We start from the raw sequence: 15,286 nt of genomic DNA on the forward strand, positions 1-15,286 counted from the left end.
CTTGGGGCGGCGAGCGAGGCTTTAGCCTAGCGCAGAAACACGGGTGGGTCAGTCGTCGCGGCGCAGGCGTGAACGGATAGTCCGGATGGCCAGGGGCAGGATCGTGAGCACCGCGAACGCGCCCAGCGGCAGCAGGATGCGGCCGTCCAGGAACCTGCCGGCCGTGACCGGGCCGTCGCTGGCGAGCGTGGCCGCGAGGCCCGCACCGACCGAACTCTCCACGAAGAGCGAGACGGTGCCGCCCAGCCACGTGGCGCCGAGGAAGAGCCAGAGGGGACAGCGCAGCCAGGCCAGCGCCACGGTCATGGCGCCCAGCGGCACGATGGGGACGAAGCGCAGCGCGAGGGTGTACGTGACGGGGTGCGCGGCATAGCCCTCGCGCAGCTTGCGCGCGAAGGCCGGGGGTTCGCGGCCGCCCGGGCCGAACGCATAGCGGCTGGCGAGATAGAGCAGCAGCGAGCCGAGGACGAGCGCCACCGACGACAGGGCCGTGCCTTCCAGGGCGCCGAAGAGCAGGCCACCCGCGAGCACGATCACGATCGTGCCGGGCACGCCCGTCGCGATGGCCAGGGTCAGCACACCCACGTACGCCAAGCGCGCGAGGACGGGATTCGCGGCGATGCCCGAGCGGAGCATGCCTTCGTCGGCCAGCAGGCGGTGCGGGTCGAAACGGTCGAGCACGCCGCCGGCGAGCAGCGCCGCGCCGGCGGCCAGCAGCAGGCACAGCGGCAGGATGGCGCGCCAGCGGGTCACCGGGCGCGCCGCGCGATCAATATGCGACGCCCGATTCGCCGTAACGGCGCAGCACCTCGCGCGCGCGGTCGCGCAGGATGTCGCGCCGAACCGCGATGCCGCGACGCTCGAGCTCGCCGATCCAGTCGGTGGGCAGGGGGCCTTCGTCGAACGGGGTGAGTTCCTCGACGTCTTCCGAGCGGGCGCCGATCAGGAGCTCGTCGATACCCGCCCAGACCGTTGCGCCATAGCACTGGCAGCAGGGCTGGGAACTCGTCGCCAGCACGAAACGGCTGCCGTCCTCGTTGAGGCGGAACCGTTGCAGGCGCTGCTGCGCCGTCATGTACGCCATCATCTCGGCGTGCGCCACCGAGCAGGTGTGCGGCACGACGCGGTTGGTGCCCACCGAGACGATGCGGTCGTCGCCGTCGAACACCACCGCGCCGAACGGGCCGCCGGTGGCGAGATCGATGTTGCGCGCCGAGAGTTCGATCGCGAGGCCGACCTTGGCCTCGTCGCCGGGGTACGTCGTGGTCGTGTCGACCGCGTCGTGCACCCAGGCGGGCAGCGTGAGATGGATCTGCGCGTAGAGCATCAGGCCTGCTTCGCCCACGAATCGCGCAGGGTCACCACGCGGTTGAACACCGGTGCGTCGTGCGTGTGGTCGTGCATGTCGGCGACGAAATAGCCCAGGCGCTCGAACTGCATGCGGTCCTCGCGCGCCGCGCTGGCGGCCGCGGGTTCGACGAAGCCGTGCACGACGCGGCGCGAATGCGGGTTGATGTGGTCCTTGTACGTCTTGCCGTCGCTGTCGTCGTCGGGATCGGTGACGTCGAACAGGCGATCGTAAAGGCGCACCACGGCCGGCACCGCGTCGCGCGCGCTGACCCAGTGGATCGTGCCTTTCACCTTGCGATCCGAGCCCGGCATGCCGGTCCGCGTTTCCGGATCGAGGGTGCAGCGCAGCTCGACCACGTTGCCCGCGTCGTCCTTGATCACCTCGTCGCAGCGCACGATGCCGACGCCGCGCAGTCGCACCTCGCCTTCCGGCTTCAGGCGATGGAAGCCCTTCGGCGGCACTTCCGCGAAGTCCTCGCGCTCGATCCACAGCTCGCGCGAGAACGGCACGCTGCGGCTGCCGAACGATTCGTCCTTGGGATGGTTGGCGAACGTGAGCGTCTCGGCGTGCGCGTCGTCGAGGTTGGTGATCGTGAGCTTCAGCGGGTCGATCACGGCCATGCGGCGCGGCGCGGTGCCATCGAGGTCTTCGCGCACGGCGCCTTCGAGGACGCTCATGTCGATCGTGCTGTTCTGCTTGCTGACGCCGATGCGCTCCCAGAACAGGCGAATGCCCGCCGGCGTGAAGCCGCGACGGCGCACGCCCGCGATCGTGGGCATGCGCGGATCGTCCCAGCCGTCGACCAGGTTCTCGGACACCAGCGTGATCAGCTTGCGCTTGCTCATCACCGTGTAGTTGAGGTTGCCGCGCGAGAACTCGATCTGTCGCGGCTTGCTCGGCGACGTGGGCAGGCCGGCCTTGAGCAGGGGCTCCCACAGCGCCGGATCGTTGGCGAGGTCGACCTTGTCGACGCACCAGTCGTACAGCGGGCGGTGATCTTCGAACTCGAGCGTGCACAGCGAGTGCGTGATGCCTTCCAGCGCGTCCGAGAGCGAATGCGCGAAGTCGTACATCGGGTAGATCGGCCACGCGTCGCCGGTGTTCTGGTGGTGCACCTTGCGCACGCGGTACAGCGCCGGATCGCGCAGGTTGATGTTGCCGGCCGTCATGTCGATCTTCGCGCGCAGCGTCTTGCTGCCGTCGGCGAACTCGCCCGCGCGCATGCGCCGGAAGAGGTCGAGGTTCTCCTCGATCGAACGGTCGCGGTACGGCGAGTTGCGGCCGGGCTCGGTCAGCGTGCCGCGGTACTCGCGCACTTCGTCGGCGCTGAGGTCGTCGACGTAGGCGACGCCGAGACGGATCAGCTTGAGCGCCGAGCGGTAGAACACCTCGAAGTAATCGGAGGCATGGCGCAGTTCGGCCCACTCGAAACCGAGCCACTTCACGTCGCGCTGGATCGCCTCGACGTACTCGACGTCTTCCTTCGACGGGTTGGTGTCGTCGAAGCGGAGGTTGCACGTGCCGTGGAATTCCGCGCCGAGGCCGAAGTTCAGGCAGATCGACTTGGCATGCCCGAGGTGCAGGTAGCCGTTCGGCTCCGGCGGGAAGCGCGTATGAATGACCTTGTGCTTGCCGGACGCCAGGTCGTCGCGGACGATCTGGCGGATGAAATGCTGCTGCAGGACGGGCGTTTCGGTCGACATCGAAAGGACTCGGAGAAGTGGGGCGCGCAAACGGGGGAGTTTACCTCCGTTGGGCCCCGGACGCTTGCCGGACGCGCCGCCGACGGGTAGCGTGGAACCATGCGCATCGCCTACCACGCCGAGTCCCTGATCGACGCCCACCTCGTCAAGGACGCCCTCGAGCGGGCGGAGATCCCGGCGTTCATCGCCGGCGAATTCCTCACCGGCGCGGTGGGTCAGTTGCCGGCGCGCGACTTCCTCGCGGTGATGGTGCCCGACGGCGCGGCGGAAGCCGCCGAGGGCATCGTGCGCGCGATCGACGCCCAGCTGGCCGAGGCGCGTGCCGCCGCCGCGTCCGACGACGACTTCGGCGCGGTCACGTTTCCGGCCTGAAACGCCCCGACATTCTTCCAGGATCACCCATGCAGGCCTTCCACGACCTCGTCCGCGACGTGCCGGACTTTCCGCGTCCCGGCATCATGTTCAAGGACATCACCCCCTTGCTGGCCGATGCCGCCGCGTTCGGCGCGTGCATCGACGCGCTGTGCGAACCGTGGCGCGGGCAGGGCATCGGCGCCGTCTGCGGCATCGAATCGCGCGGCTTCATCTTCGGCGCGGCCATGGCCCGGGCGCTCGATGCCGGCTTCGTGCCGTTGCGCAAGGCAGGCAAGCTGCCGCCGCCGGTGGTCGGCGTCGACTACGGCCTCGAATACGGGATGGATCGCCTGGAGATCGGTTCGTCCGCGCTGGCGCCCGGCGAGCGCGTCATCGTGGTCGACGACGTGCTGGCGACCGGCGGCACGCTGGAGGCCGCCCGCCGCCTCGTCGAGCGACTGGGCGCCGAGGTGCTCGGGGCGAGCGTCGTCATCGAACTGCCGGGCCTGAACGGCCGCGGCAAATGGCCCGCGGCCCTGCCGCTGCACACCCTGCTGGCTTACTGATCGAAGACCTGCGCGCCGCCGGCGCCGGCGGCGCCGATGGACTCCACGAGCACGATCTCGCAGCCGCCGGCGCCGGTGTCCTCGCGCGTCAGCGAGGTGTTCCAGTGCCAGCCGTCGTCGCGCTTGATGTCCACCAGAAAGCCCTGTAGACGCACCACCTCGCCGGGCCGCACCTCGCGCAGCTCGCGCGCCACGGTGTCGTTGGCGGGGATCATGTGCATGTTGGCGCTGGAATCCTCGATTTCGCGGCGCGGAATCGGGTAATGGTCGGTGTACCAGTAGTAGAACCGGTTCGATTGCGAGATGCGGATCCGGTCGAGCACCCCGCTGTCCGACATGCGGCCCCAGCCCATCGCCAGGTCCGTGGGCGCGATCGGCGCCAGGTCGTCGAACTGGTAGTCCTCGCGCGAGAGGACGCGGCCGGTCATGGCGAACGCGGCGCGCGTGGTCAGCGTGAAGCGGCCGCGGCTGAGCGTCGCGGCTTGCCCGACGTCTTCCTGGTCCGGTATGCCGCCGGCCAGCACGCCGGGGGCGTTGTGCACGGGGCGATGCTGCCACCAGGAGAAGGCGCCCCAGCCACAGACAAGGAGCACTACCGCGAGCCAGACGCGCATGTCACCGAACCGTCAGGAAGAGGGAAGGGCAACGCCCGGCGTCGATTCCCGTTGACCGGCGGTGCAGTCGCGGGTGTCGAAAAGGCCTGCAGGCACGTTGCGGATCACGGCCGCCAGCGCCTCGAAGAACGGCGTCATCGCGGAACTCTTCCGCCAGAGCATCGCGATGCGACGGCTGGGTGCCGGCGCGTCGAAGGCGACAAGGCTGACGTTCGGCGACTGGGCGACCGGCGGCTTCACGGCGAGCGACGGCAGCAACGTGATGCCGACGTTCGCCGAGACCATCTGCCGGAGCGTCTCGAGACTGGTGGCGCGGAAGCCGGTCTTCTCGCCGGCGCCGGCCAGCTGGCAGACCTCCAGCGCCTGGTCGCGCAGGCAGTGGCCGTCCTCCAGCAGCAGGAGGTTCTGCTCCGAGAGGTCGTCCATCCGCAGCGAGCGCCGCGAGGCGAGTTCGTGGCTGCTGGGCACCGCCAGCACGAACGGTTCCTCGAACAGGAATTCGGTATGCAGCGAATCGTCGTGGACGGGCAGGGCGAGGATGCCGGCGTCCAGCGTGCCCTCGCGCAGCATGTGCAGCACCTGCTCGGTCTTCTCCTCGCGCAGCAGCAGCTCCAGCCGCGGGAAGCGCTCGCGCAGACGCGGGATCACGTGCGGAAGCAGGTAGGGCCCCAGCGTGGGGAAGATGCCGAGCCGGATCGTGCCCGATTCCGGGTCGCGGGTGCGCTGGGCGATGGAGCGGATCTCGTCGACCTGCGAGAGCACTGAACGGGCGCGGCGGGCGATTTCACGGCCCGTTTCCGTCAGCAGGACTTTCCGCGGGGTACGTTCCACGAGCGCCACCCCGAGTTCGTCCTCCAGCTTCCGGATCTGGGTCGACAGGGTGGGCTGGCTGACGAAGCTGGCTTCGGCCGCCTTGCCGAAATGCCGGTGCTCGGCCAGGGCGACGAGATAGGAGAGGTCACGCAGGTTCATGGCGGCACGCTCGGGGACGACCAGGCAATAGCCGTAGCCTATCACATTCATGCCAACAATCGATTTGGAATATATCGGCAGGACCGGTAAGCTTGCCTTCTGGTCGCGCCACGCAGCGCGCAAACGCGTTCAACCCACCCTCAACGGAGAGTCGAAAAGATGCTGAGCATTGGCGATAAGTTCCCCCAGTTCAACCTCAAGGCAGTGGCCGGTGGCCCCCTCGCCAACAAGATCGAAGACGCGTTCGTCGACATCTCGGACAAGTCGTACGAGGGCAAGTGGAAGCTCGTCTTCTTCTACCCGAAGGACTTCACCTTCGTGTGCCCGACCGAGATCAAGGGCTTCAGCGACCTCAACGAGCAGTTCGCCGACCGTGACTGCCAGATCCTCGCCGCTTCGACCGATTCCGAGTTCGTCCACCGCGCCTGGCGCATGGACCACGCCGATCTGAAGGACCTCAAGTTCCCGATGCTCGCGGACATCAAGAAGGAGCTGACGACGGCTCTGGGCATCCTGACCGACGAAGGCGTCGCCCAGCGCGCCACCTTCCTGGTCGACCCGAACGGCGAGATCCAGTTCGCCTACGTGACCGCCGGTTCCGTCGGCCGCAACCCGGACGAAGTGCTGCGCGTCCTCGACGCCCTGCAGACCGACGAGCTGTGCGCCTGCAACTGGAAGGCCGGCGACGAGACCCTGAAGGTCGCCTAAGCCTCACCCGGTCGTAAGTCCCTCGCCGCGGACCCTCCCTCCCCCCGCGCGGCGCGGGCAGTCCAGGGGCGGTGAAGTCCTCTTCACCGCCCCGTTTTTTACCTCTTTCCCCCCGACACCCCACGTGTCCCGCGTGAACCGGCGCCCTCGCGTCGAGCCATTCCGCGCCCCATTCATTCGAAAAAGAAGGTGCATCCATGAGCGTCGCCGATCTTCGCAGCCAGCTTCCCGAATACGCCAAGGACCTGAAGCTCAACCTCGATTCCGTGCTGAGCGAGGCGGGTGCGCCCGGCCTCAACAAGGCGCAGATCGCCATGGTCGCGCTCGGCTCCGCCTACTCCGCCCGCTACAAGCCGCTGACCGAAGCCATCGCCGCGTTCGCCGCCGAGCACGCCACGGCCGAGCAGCTGACCGCCGCCAAGGGTTCGGCCGCGATCATGGGCATGAACAACATCTACTACCGCTTCCAGCACCTGGTCAGCCATCCGGAGTACGCCACCATCCCGGCGAAGCTGCGCATGAACGTGATCGGCGCCTACAAGGGCGACGCCAAGAACGACTTCGAGCTCGTCTCGCTGGCCGTCTCGGCCGTCAACGGCTGCGGCATGTGCATCGACTCGCACGACAAGGTCCTGCGCGATGGCGGCGTCAGCGTCCAGGCCATCCAGAGCGCGGTGCGCATCGCCTCGGTGATCCACGCGGTCGCGGTCGTGCTCGAGCAGGCCGACGCGGCCGGCTGATTCGTCGCCCCGTTTGAGAAAGTCCGCAAAGGCCGCGTTTAACGCGGCCTTTCTTCGTTCTGCGCCACCCTCGCCCCACCACACCGAGGGAGGGTCGCACCATGAGTTACGTCGATGGTTTCGTCGCGCCGGTTCCGCTCGACCGGATGGCGGACTACAAGAAGATGGCACGCAAGGCCGGGAAGATCTGGATGGAGTTCGGGGCGCTCGCGTACTCCGAATGTGTCGCCGACGACGTCAAGCCCGGCAAGGTCACTTCTTTTCCGCAGTCCGTGAAACTGAAGGAGGGCGAGGTCGTGGTGTTCTCCTGGATCGTCTACAAGAGCCGCCGCGACCGCGACCGGATCATGAAGAAAGTGATGGCGGATCCGAGGCTTGCGGAGTATTCGGACCCCAGGAACCTGCCCTTCGACGGCAAGCGCATGTTCTTCGGCGGGTTCAAGCCGATCGTCGAGATGTAAGCCGCCAGACGCGTTCTGACGCGCCGCAACGGGGACGGGGTGCCTTCTGGCACTGTGTCGAACGTCATGCTTGTTCGCAGGATGGGGGTTCAACCACAGGGAGTCCCACCTGCCATGCGTCGTTTCGTCCGTCCCCTCATCCTCACCGCGCTCGCCACCTGCTGTGGCGCCGCGCTCGCCGCCGGCACGGACGCCGCGCCACCGCTTGGCCATCTCCCGACGTGGGCCCAGCCCGAGTCCTACAAGCTCGCCTTCAAGGTCGATCCGAAGCAGGAGGACTACTCCGGCTCGTCGATAATCCGCATCAAGCTCACGCAGCCGTCGGACTTCGTCTGGCTGCACGGCAAGGAACTGAAGGTCTCGAAGGTCACCGTGACCGACGCCGCCGGCAAGAAGCACACCGGCAAGTACACCGTCGCCGCCGAGAAGGAAGGCGTCGCACGGGTGGATCTCGGCGCGAAGCTGGAAGGTGAGATCACGCTCGCGATCGAGTTCAGCGCGCCGCTCAACAAGCAGCTGCAGGGCCTGTACAAGGTCTCGCACGAAGGCATCCCGTACGCGATGACGCAGATGGAGCCGGTGTCGGCCCGCTATGCGTTCCCGGGCTTCGACGAGCCCTCGTTCAAGGTGCCGTTCGACATCCAGCTGACCATCCCGGCCGACGACCAGGGCGTCGCCAACACGGCCCAGATCAAGGAAGAGAAGGCTGGCGCGGGCTGGAAGACCCTCACGTTCTCGACCACCAAGCCGCTGCCGACCTATCTCGTCGCGTTCGCCGTGGGCCCGTGGGACATCGAGAAGGGTCCGGACATCACGCCGACGCAATACCGCACGACGGCCACCCCGTTGCGCGGCATCGCCGCCAAGGGCGAAGGCCACCGCATGAAGCACGTGCTGGGCGAAACGAACTCGATCATCCACACGCTCGAGGACTACTACGGCTTCGGCTATCCGTACGACAAGCTCGACCTGCTCGCCGCGCCGGACTTCAGCGCGGGCGCGATGGAGAACGCGGGCCTCGTCACGTTCCGCGACTGGCTGCTGCTGATCGATCCGGATTCGGCCGCGCAGTACGTGCGTGGCTCGTTCAACGTCAACGCGCACGAGCTGGCCCACCAGTGGACCGGCGACACCGTGACGATGGCCTGGTGGGACGACCTCTGGCTCAACGAGGCGTTCGCCACGTGGATGCAGCAGAAGGTCACCATCAAGGTGCACCCGGAATACCGCGCCGACCTCGACCGCGTTCGCGGCGCGCAGGGCGCGATGAACAACGACAGCCTCGTCAGCGCGCGCAAGATCCGCCAGCCGATCACCGGCAACGGCGACATCGAGACGGCGTTCGACGGCATCACGTACCAGAAGGGCGCCGCGGTCCTCGGCATGTTCGAGGGCTACGTCACCGATCCCGTGTTCCAGAAGGGCATGCGTGCGTACATCCAGAAGCACAAGTTCGCCAACGCCACGGCCGACGACCTGATCGATGCGATCGCCGAGGCCGCCGGCCAGGGCGACGCGTTCAAGAAGGCGTTCCGTACCTTCCTCGACCAGTCCGGCGTGCCGTACGTCAGCACGGAAGTGAAGACGGAAGGCGGCAAGACCGTGCTGCACCTGGCCCAGAGCCGCTACCTGCCGCTGGGCAGCACCGGCGACGCGAGCCGCGTGTGGGGCGTGCCGATGTGCGTGCGCTACGGCGTGGAAGGCGGCGGCAACAAGGTCAAGTGCGAACTGCTCGACAAGGCCACCGGCACGATGGTTCTCGACGGCGCGGCGAAGAACAGCTGGGTGCTGCCGAACGCCGACGGTCGCGGCTACTACCGCTTCTCGCAGAGCAAGGCCGACCTGGCCGCGCTGGCGAAGGTGGTCTCGACGCTGACCGACGCCGAGCAGCTGGCCTATGCCGACGCCGTGCGCGCCGGCTTCCAGCACGGCGACCTCGACGCGGGCGACTACCTCGCCGCGACGAAGCCGCTGACCGCCTCGAAGACGCGCGAAGTGTTCACCGCGCCGATCGGCACGTTCAACTGGATCCTCGACAACGAAGCCACCACCGACGCGCAGCGCGAGCGCCTGCGCAAGTGGGCCACCGACGCCTACCTGCCGAAGCTCAAGCAGCTGGGCTACCGCAAGAAGGCCGGCGAGCCGGACAACGACACGATCACGCGCACGACCCTCGCCGGCTTCCTGGCCGACAAGGACATCGGCGTGCCGGAAGTGCGCGCCGAACTGCTCAAGCAGGGCGACGCGGCGCTGAAGACCAAGGACGGCAGGCTCGATCTCGACGCGGCCGATTCCGACATGCTCGCTTCCGCGCTCGGCGTGGCGGTCGAGGAGCGTGGCGCCCCGGCGGTCGAGGCCCTGATGGCCGAAGTGCCGAAGACGTCCGATCCCGCCAAGCGCAACGCGATGCTCATCGCGCTGGGCGACGCGACCGACCCGGCCCTCGCCAACAAGGTGCGCGACTTCGCCCTCGGCAAGGACGTGAAGGTCGGCGAGATGGCGATGGTGCTGCGCGGCGGTCGCGAGTCGGAAGCGACGCGTGCCGATCTGTGGAAGTGGTTCACGACGAACTACGACAAGATCGTCGCCCGCACCGGCAGCTTCGCCGGCGGCAAGCTGCCCGAAATGGCGGCCGGCGGTAGCTGCTCGAAGGCCGAGGCCGATCGCATGAGCGCGTTCTTCAAGCCGCGTCTCGGCCAGGTCAGCGGCGCCGACCGTGGCCTCGCGCAGACCAGCGAGCAGACCCTGCTCTGCGCGGCGCTGAAGGACAAGCAGGACCCGAAGGCGATCCTGCGCTAAGCGACCGTCGGTGCCACACGAAAGCCGGGCGAGCGATCGCCCGGCTTTTTTTTGCGCCGAGCCGGTGGGAGCGGACCCGGCCGCGACAGCTTCTCGCGATGAGCCGCCGGCCCTCTTTGCACGGCGCAAGACTCCCACGCGGCCCGCTCCCACCGCGCGACTGCGCTAACCTAGTTCGCATGAGCTTCCGCCCACCCGTTTCGCAACGCCCCACCGCCCGCGACGTCGCCGAGGCCGCGGGCGTGTCGATCTCCGCCGTGTCGCGCACCTTCACCGAAGGCGCCAGCGTCTCGGCGAAGACGCGCGAGCGGGTGCTCGAGGCCGCGGCGGCGCTCGGTTACCGACCGAACCAGCTCGCGCGCAGCCTCATGACCGGCCGCACGGAACTCATCGGCCTGGTCTCCAACCATTTCGCGAATCCCACTTTCATGGAGGTCTTCGACCTCTTCACCCGCGAACTCCAGGCACGGGGCCTTCGCCCGCTGCTGGCGAACCTCGGTGAAGGCGAGGACGGCAAGGCCGCGCTCGACATGCTGCGCCAGTACAGTGTCGATGCCGTGCTGATCGCCACCTCGGCGCCGCCGGCCGGTTTCGCCGCGTCGTGCCGGGCGGCGGGTCTGCCCGTGCTGCATGTGTTCGGGCGAGCGGGGCGTTCGTCCCCGGTGCCCGTGGCCACCGTCGATAACGTGGCCGGCGGTGGGCTCGTGGCGGACGCGATGCGTGAGCGAGGCCTTCGGCGGCTCGCGTTCCTCGGAGGGTCGGCGCACGACGCCTCGACGATCGACCGCGAGAAGGGCTTCGCGGAAGCTGCGCGCAAGCTCCTGCGCCAGACGATCCACGCCGGCAACTACACGCACGAGCACGGGCGCCTCGCGATGCACGCGCTGCTCGATCGCGACGACGACCTCGACGGTGTGTTCTGCGCCGACGACGTGCTGGCGATGGGCGCGATCGACGCGTGTCGCGAGCGCGGCGTGCGCGTGCCGGCAGACGTGAGCATCGTCGGCTTCGACGACATGCCACTCGCCGCGTGGGCCTCCTATTCGCTCACCACCGTGCGACAGCCCATCCACGACATGGTGCTCCATGCGATCGACCGCATCGTCGCTTGGATGGAACACCCCGATGCGGTGCCGCGCAGCAAGCTCTTTCCCTGCGAACTGGTGACCCGCACGAGCCTGCGTTGAACCCAACCCGGCGGTCGCTGCGTCAAAGCGATACCCAGCGCCGTTCGCGGTGCGAGACCAGCGCGGCCGCGATCACGCGGTCGACCTCGAAGCCGTCGCGGAAGGTCGGCCACAGGGCGTCGCCGGTCGCGATCGCCTGCAGGAAATCGCGCGCCTCGATCGTGATCTGCTCGTTGTAGCCGGTGCCGTGGCCGACGCCCTGGTTGAACGCGAGGTAGTCCGGGTGCGCCGGGCCCATCAACAGCTTCTGGAAACCGCGCCGCGCGGGCTCGCGTGACGCGTCGTACAGCCACAGCGCGTTCTGGTCTTCCTGGTCGAAATGGATCGCGCCGCGGGTTCCCGTGATGCGGTACGTGTAGCCCATCTTCCGGCCCGCGGCCATGCGGCTGAAGCTGAGGCTCCCACTCGCGCCGTTGGCGAAGCGCAGCAGCATCTGGCCCTGGTCGTCGTTCTCCACCGCCTCGGGTCCGTCCGGACCCTCCCGCATCGGTTGAACGATCGCCAGGTCGGCGACCAGGCTCTCGATGGGCCCGACCAGTCTCAGGCAGGCGTTGACGATGTGCGTCGCGACGTCGCCAAGCGCGCCCGCCTCGGTTCCCGTGGCGATCCGCGTGCGCCACGAGGCCGGCAGCGACGGATCGTGCAGGTAATCTTCGACGTGCTCGGCCGTCACCTGGATCACGTCGCCGATCTCCCCGGACGCGACGATCTGGCGGGCGAGCTGGCTCGCGGGCGTGCGGATGTAGTTGAAGCCCACCATGTTGGGCAATCGCGCGATCTCTACGGCCTTGGCCATCACCAGCGATTCCTCCGCCGTCGCGCCGAGCGGCTTCTCGCAGAACACCGGCTTCCCGGCCGCGATGCAGGCCAGCACCATCGGCAGGTGCGTGCGCGGCGGCGTGGCGATCACGACGGCGTCCACGCGCGGATCGTCGACCAGTTGCTTCCAGTCGCCGGTCGATCGTGCCCAGCCCCAGCGGGCGGCCACCTCGGCGGCACCCGCGGCGGTGGATGTCGCGATCATCTCGCACACCGGTCGCATCGGCGTGTCGAAGGCGGCCGCGACGCTCTGGAAGGCGAGCGTGTGCGCCTTGCCCATGTAACCGGCGCCGATCAGGCCGATGCGCAGCTCGTGCTTCAAGGCGAGTCTCCCATCCGTCGATGGCCCGACTCTACGTATGTTGCAGCGCAGTTTGCAAGCGCTTGCAAATCGGCCTAGCGTAAGTGCCGAACGTGCCAGCCATCGCCCTTCGACACGCCGCGGCCACGCGGCAGGAGCCCGCCATGAACGCCACCGCCCAGACCATGCGCTCGCCGTCGCATCCCATCCCCGTCTACACGGAGGACGACCTCGACACCGATGCGATCGTCCACGAGTTGCTCAGGGGCCTCGGCGCGGTCACGTTGCGCGGCCTGTTCACCCCGGCGGAAATCGCCGAGGCGCGCGACATCGTGATGCGAGAATCGAACCGGGACGAGAAAGGCGGCAAGGTCACGCATTTCCAGGGCGACGCGGAGCGCGCCGGACGCATCAACCTTCAGCGCCGCGTCTGGAACCTTCTGGCCAAGGGCGAGATCTTCTCGCGCATGGCAGCCCATCCCGCCATCATGAAAGTCATGCGCGCCTTCATCGGCAGCGAATTCATCATGGGATCGATCGCGGCGAACCGCATCCTTCCGGGCGGCCCGGGCCAGGAACCGCATATCGATTATCCGTACTGGGACTTCCATTCGCCGCAGACGCATCCGGCGCTGATCAACTCCAGTTTCGCCCTGAACGCGCAGGCGACCATCATGCTCGACCCCTTCACCGAGGAAACGGGCGCCACCGCGTTCGTCCCCGGTAGCCAGCGCGAGCTGCATTACCCCGACGAAAGCGATCGTTTCTTCGAGCGCTGCGAGCGCATGCTCGGCGAGCCGGGCGACACGGTCCTGTTCTTCGGTGCGGTGTGGCATTGCGCGATGCCGAACCGCAGCAGCATCGATCGCTCGGCGATCATCACGCAGTACCTACCGAAGTTCGTCAAACCGATGGAAGACCTGCCCGCCGCGCTGCCCGAGGCGTTCGTGAAGAACGCGAGTCCGGACATCCGTCAGCTGCTGGGACTGAACTATCCGTATCCCGAAGTCCTCGACGCGGCGCGTGGCGGCAACGCGGAGGGTCGCGACGTCATGAAGCAGCGCTGATCGAAACTACGGCCCCGGCGGGTTCGTCCTGCTTCGGATGAAGGCCACGACGTCGCGCATCACCGGCGCCTCCTCGTGCAATGGCCCCAGGGCGAAAAGCAGCCTCTCGTGGCCCAGCTTCGGGTAGAGCTTCAGCTCGACCGGCTCGCCCATCTGACGGTAGCGGCCCTCCATGGCGATGGCTTCGGAGGGAAACACGATGGTATCGGCTTCGCCCTGCAGGAGCAGGGCGGGCGGTTCGTCGCCATCCACGAAGTTGATCGGTTGCGATCGCGCCTGTTCCTGGGGCGTGGAGCCGAACATGTCGATGAAGTCGGGGTCGTCGAGCGGAAGGAAATCGTATGCGCCCGCGACGCCGATCCAGCCCGCCAGGTCACGGGGCTTCATGCCCACCCCGGCAAGCCACTGTTTGTCGGTCGCGAGCATCGCCGCGATGTGGCCGCCGGCCGAATGCCCCATCACGAACAGGTGTGCGGGATCGCCGCCGTAGTCCGCGGCGTGGTCGCGCGCCCAGCGCACGGCCTCGGCGCCGTCGTGCAGGAAGCCGTCCATGCGTGTCTTCGGCCAGAGACGATAATCGGCGACGACCGCGACGATGCCCTGCGTCGCCAGCGCCTGGCCGAGCCAGCGATACCATTCGCGCTTGCCGTGCATCCAGCTGCCGCCGAAGAAGTAGACCACCACCGGTGCGTGGTCGGCATGTTCAGGGGCGTATACGTCGAGTTTCAGGTCATGCGTGGCATCGTAGACGTTGTCGCGATGGGCCACGACGCCGGTCGACGGCTGTCGCGCGTTGACGGCCGCGAAGAACGTCGCCTGGCAGCCGCCGAGGGCGAGGAGGGTGGCGAGCAGGAGAGGAAGGCGCATCGGCGCATTGTAGGAGCGGCCAGCGGATAGAATCCGTGCATGACCGATATTCGTACGATCCTGCGCTGCGGTTCGAGGCACTGGTACGCTGGCGCGCGGCGGGTGAACCGATCGCGTACATCGCGGGCCGTTGGGCTTTCTGACCGATGAAAAAATCAACCGACATGCTGGCGCCAGAGCTGAAGATGATGCTTGCGGCTGACCTTCGATGGGGCAGGTCGTTCCTGGATGGCGACCTGTTCAGGCAGGCTCTGCCGTTTCACTACTTCGTAGAAACGCCCGTGTTGGGACGTCCTGACGCCGCTCGTGAGCTCGATCGCGTTCTGTCGATGTTTTCGCCGGACTCGGTGTTTTCCGTCGGTTACGAGCGTGACGGATCGTTCGATGTCGCTCGTGCCGATGACACGTCGTGGACGGTGAGTGACGGCCACCCATTTACCGGGAAGGGGGTCAGGGAGTACCGGGGCAAGACCGATGTGGGCCTGTGGGATGGACTGCTGATTGCACGGTCGCGCCAGGAGCAATGGATTTTCTTCGAGGATCCCGCGGAGCCCGTTGCCATATTGGCGACCAGCCTTGCGTTGGCGGAGGTGTCCCCAGACGACAACCTGATCTACGACGTCTCTCGTTTGTCCGCATTGATCGGCTCGGCCGCGCTGGGCTTCACCGAAGTGGCCAGGGAGCGTTTCAGGGCGACTTATGCCCACGAACTCCGGTGACGTCACGCGCCTGGGTTAGTCGCATCGGGCCCCTGTAGGGAGGCGAACGGATAGAATC

16 protein-coding genes are annotated in these 15,286 nt (G+C 67.6%); 9 read left to right on the forward strand and 7 right to left on the reverse strand.

Going from position 1 to position 15,286, the window contains the following annotated elements; genetic code table 11:
* Positions 1–48 precede the first annotated feature (48 nt).
* Genes BMY69_RS17680 through BMY69_RS17690 form a run of 3 tightly spaced genes read right to left on the reverse strand, consistent with a single transcriptional unit; the run spans position 49 to position 3,054 of the window.
* Positions 49–753 (reverse strand): TVP38/TMEM64 family protein, encoded by a 705-nt coding sequence (locus BMY69_RS17680; protein WP_090180757.1) that lies wholly within the window; start codon positions 751–753, stop codon positions 49–51.
* A 16-nt stretch (positions 754–769) separates the two neighbouring features.
* A complete protein-coding gene (locus BMY69_RS17685; protein ID WP_090180760.1) occupies positions 770–1,327 on the reverse strand; it encodes a nucleoside deaminase in 558 nt (185 codons plus the stop codon).
* Positions 1,327–3,054 (reverse strand): glutamine--tRNA ligase/YqeY domain fusion protein, encoded by a 1,728-nt coding sequence (locus BMY69_RS17690; RefSeq protein WP_090180763.1) that lies wholly within the window; start codon positions 3,052–3,054, stop codon positions 1,327–1,329. Before BMY69_RS17690 ends, BMY69_RS17685 begins: the two co-directional genes overlap by 1 nt.
* Before the next feature lie 99 nt (positions 3,055–3,153).
* Here BMY69_RS17690 and BMY69_RS17695 point away from each other — a divergent pair, with 99 nt between their 5' ends.
* Both BMY69_RS17695 and BMY69_RS17700 read left to right on the forward strand, forming a co-directional pair.
* Positions 3,154–3,426 (forward strand): putative signal transducing protein, encoded by a 273-nt coding sequence (locus tag BMY69_RS17695; protein ID WP_090055164.1) that lies wholly within the window; start codon positions 3,154–3,156, stop codon positions 3,424–3,426.
* 29 nt (positions 3,427–3,455) lie between these two features.
* Positions 3,456–3,974: an adenine phosphoribosyltransferase gene (locus tag BMY69_RS17700; protein WP_090055162.1), complete on the forward strand. Its 519-nt coding sequence runs from the start codon at positions 3,456–3,458 to the stop codon at positions 3,972–3,974.
* On the opposite strand, the gene BMY69_RS17705 is transcribed toward BMY69_RS17700, so the two are convergent.
* Together BMY69_RS17705 and oxyR are read right to left on the reverse strand one after the other, a co-directional pair.
* Positions 3,968–4,588, reverse strand: a complete 621-nt coding sequence (locus BMY69_RS17705) for a hypothetical protein (protein WP_090180766.1) — start codon at positions 4,586–4,588, stop codon at positions 3,968–3,970. The genes BMY69_RS17700 and BMY69_RS17705 overlap by 7 nt on opposite strands.
* A 12-nt stretch (positions 4,589–4,600) precedes the next feature.
* Complete coding sequence (gene oxyR / locus BMY69_RS17710; RefSeq protein WP_090180873.1) at positions 4,601–5,560, reverse strand: DNA-binding transcriptional regulator OxyR; 960 nt, start codon at positions 5,558–5,560, stop codon at positions 4,601–4,603.
* 159 nt (positions 5,561–5,719) lie between these two features.
* Between oxyR and BMY69_RS17715 the strand changes: the two genes are divergently transcribed.
* The 5 genes from BMY69_RS17715 to BMY69_RS17735 all read left to right on the forward strand — a co-directional run bounded on the left by BMY69_RS17715 (position 5,720) and on the right by BMY69_RS17735 (position 11,455).
* Positions 5,720–6,268: a peroxiredoxin gene (locus tag BMY69_RS17715; RefSeq protein ID WP_090055160.1), complete on the forward strand. Its 549-nt coding sequence runs from the start codon at positions 5,720–5,722 to the stop codon at positions 6,266–6,268.
* A gap of 197 nt (positions 6,269–6,465) precedes the next feature.
* Entirely contained in the window at positions 6,466–7,008 is a 543-nt protein-coding gene (locus BMY69_RS17720; RefSeq protein WP_090055159.1) for a carboxymuconolactone decarboxylase family protein, read from the forward strand.
* Positions 7,009–7,109: 101 nt separating this feature from the next.
* Complete coding sequence (locus BMY69_RS17725; RefSeq protein ID WP_090055157.1) at positions 7,110–7,469, forward strand: DUF1428 domain-containing protein; 360 nt, start codon at positions 7,110–7,112, stop codon at positions 7,467–7,469.
* 114 nt (positions 7,470–7,583) lie between these two features.
* The gene (locus BMY69_RS17730; RefSeq protein ID WP_090180769.1) at positions 7,584–10,268 is read left to right on the forward strand and encodes a M1 family metallopeptidase; all 2,685 of its coding nucleotides are present in this window, start codon (positions 7,584–7,586) and stop codon (positions 10,266–10,268) included.
* A 179-nt stretch (positions 10,269–10,447) separates the two neighbouring features.
* Positions 10,448–11,455: a LacI family DNA-binding transcriptional regulator gene (locus BMY69_RS17735; RefSeq protein WP_090180772.1), complete on the forward strand. Its 1,008-nt coding sequence runs from the start codon at positions 10,448–10,450 to the stop codon at positions 11,453–11,455.
* 22 nt (positions 11,456–11,477) lie between these two features.
* Here BMY69_RS17735 and BMY69_RS17740 read toward each other — a convergent pair whose 3' ends face one another.
* The gene (locus BMY69_RS17740) at positions 11,478–12,596 is read right to left on the reverse strand and encodes a Gfo/Idh/MocA family protein (protein ID WP_218143214.1); all 1,119 of its coding nucleotides are present in this window, start codon (positions 12,594–12,596) and stop codon (positions 11,478–11,480) included.
* A 143-nt stretch (positions 12,597–12,739) separates the two neighbouring features.
* On the opposite strand from BMY69_RS17740, the gene BMY69_RS17745 reads away from it, so the two are divergent.
* Positions 12,740–13,642 (forward strand): phytanoyl-CoA dioxygenase family protein, encoded by a 903-nt coding sequence (locus BMY69_RS17745; RefSeq protein ID WP_218143215.1) that lies wholly within the window; start codon positions 12,740–12,742, stop codon positions 13,640–13,642.
* A gap of 6 nt (positions 13,643–13,648) precedes the next feature.
* On the opposite strand, the gene BMY69_RS17750 is transcribed toward BMY69_RS17745, so the two are convergent.
* Positions 13,649–14,509, reverse strand: a complete 861-nt coding sequence (locus tag BMY69_RS17750) for an alpha/beta hydrolase (RefSeq protein WP_090180775.1) — start codon at positions 14,507–14,509, stop codon at positions 13,649–13,651.
* A gap of 146 nt (positions 14,510–14,655) precedes the next feature.
* Here BMY69_RS17750 and BMY69_RS17755 point away from each other — a divergent pair, with 146 nt between their 5' ends.
* Positions 14,656–15,228 (forward strand): hypothetical protein, encoded by a 573-nt coding sequence (locus BMY69_RS17755; protein ID WP_143070514.1) that lies wholly within the window; start codon positions 14,656–14,658, stop codon positions 15,226–15,228.
* The last annotated feature ends 58 nt before the right edge of the window (positions 15,229–15,286 follow it).

The organism is Luteibacter sp. UNC138MFCol5.1, assembly GCF_900110505.1.
Classification (GTDB): Bacteria; Pseudomonadota; Gammaproteobacteria; order Xanthomonadales; family Rhodanobacteraceae; genus Luteibacter.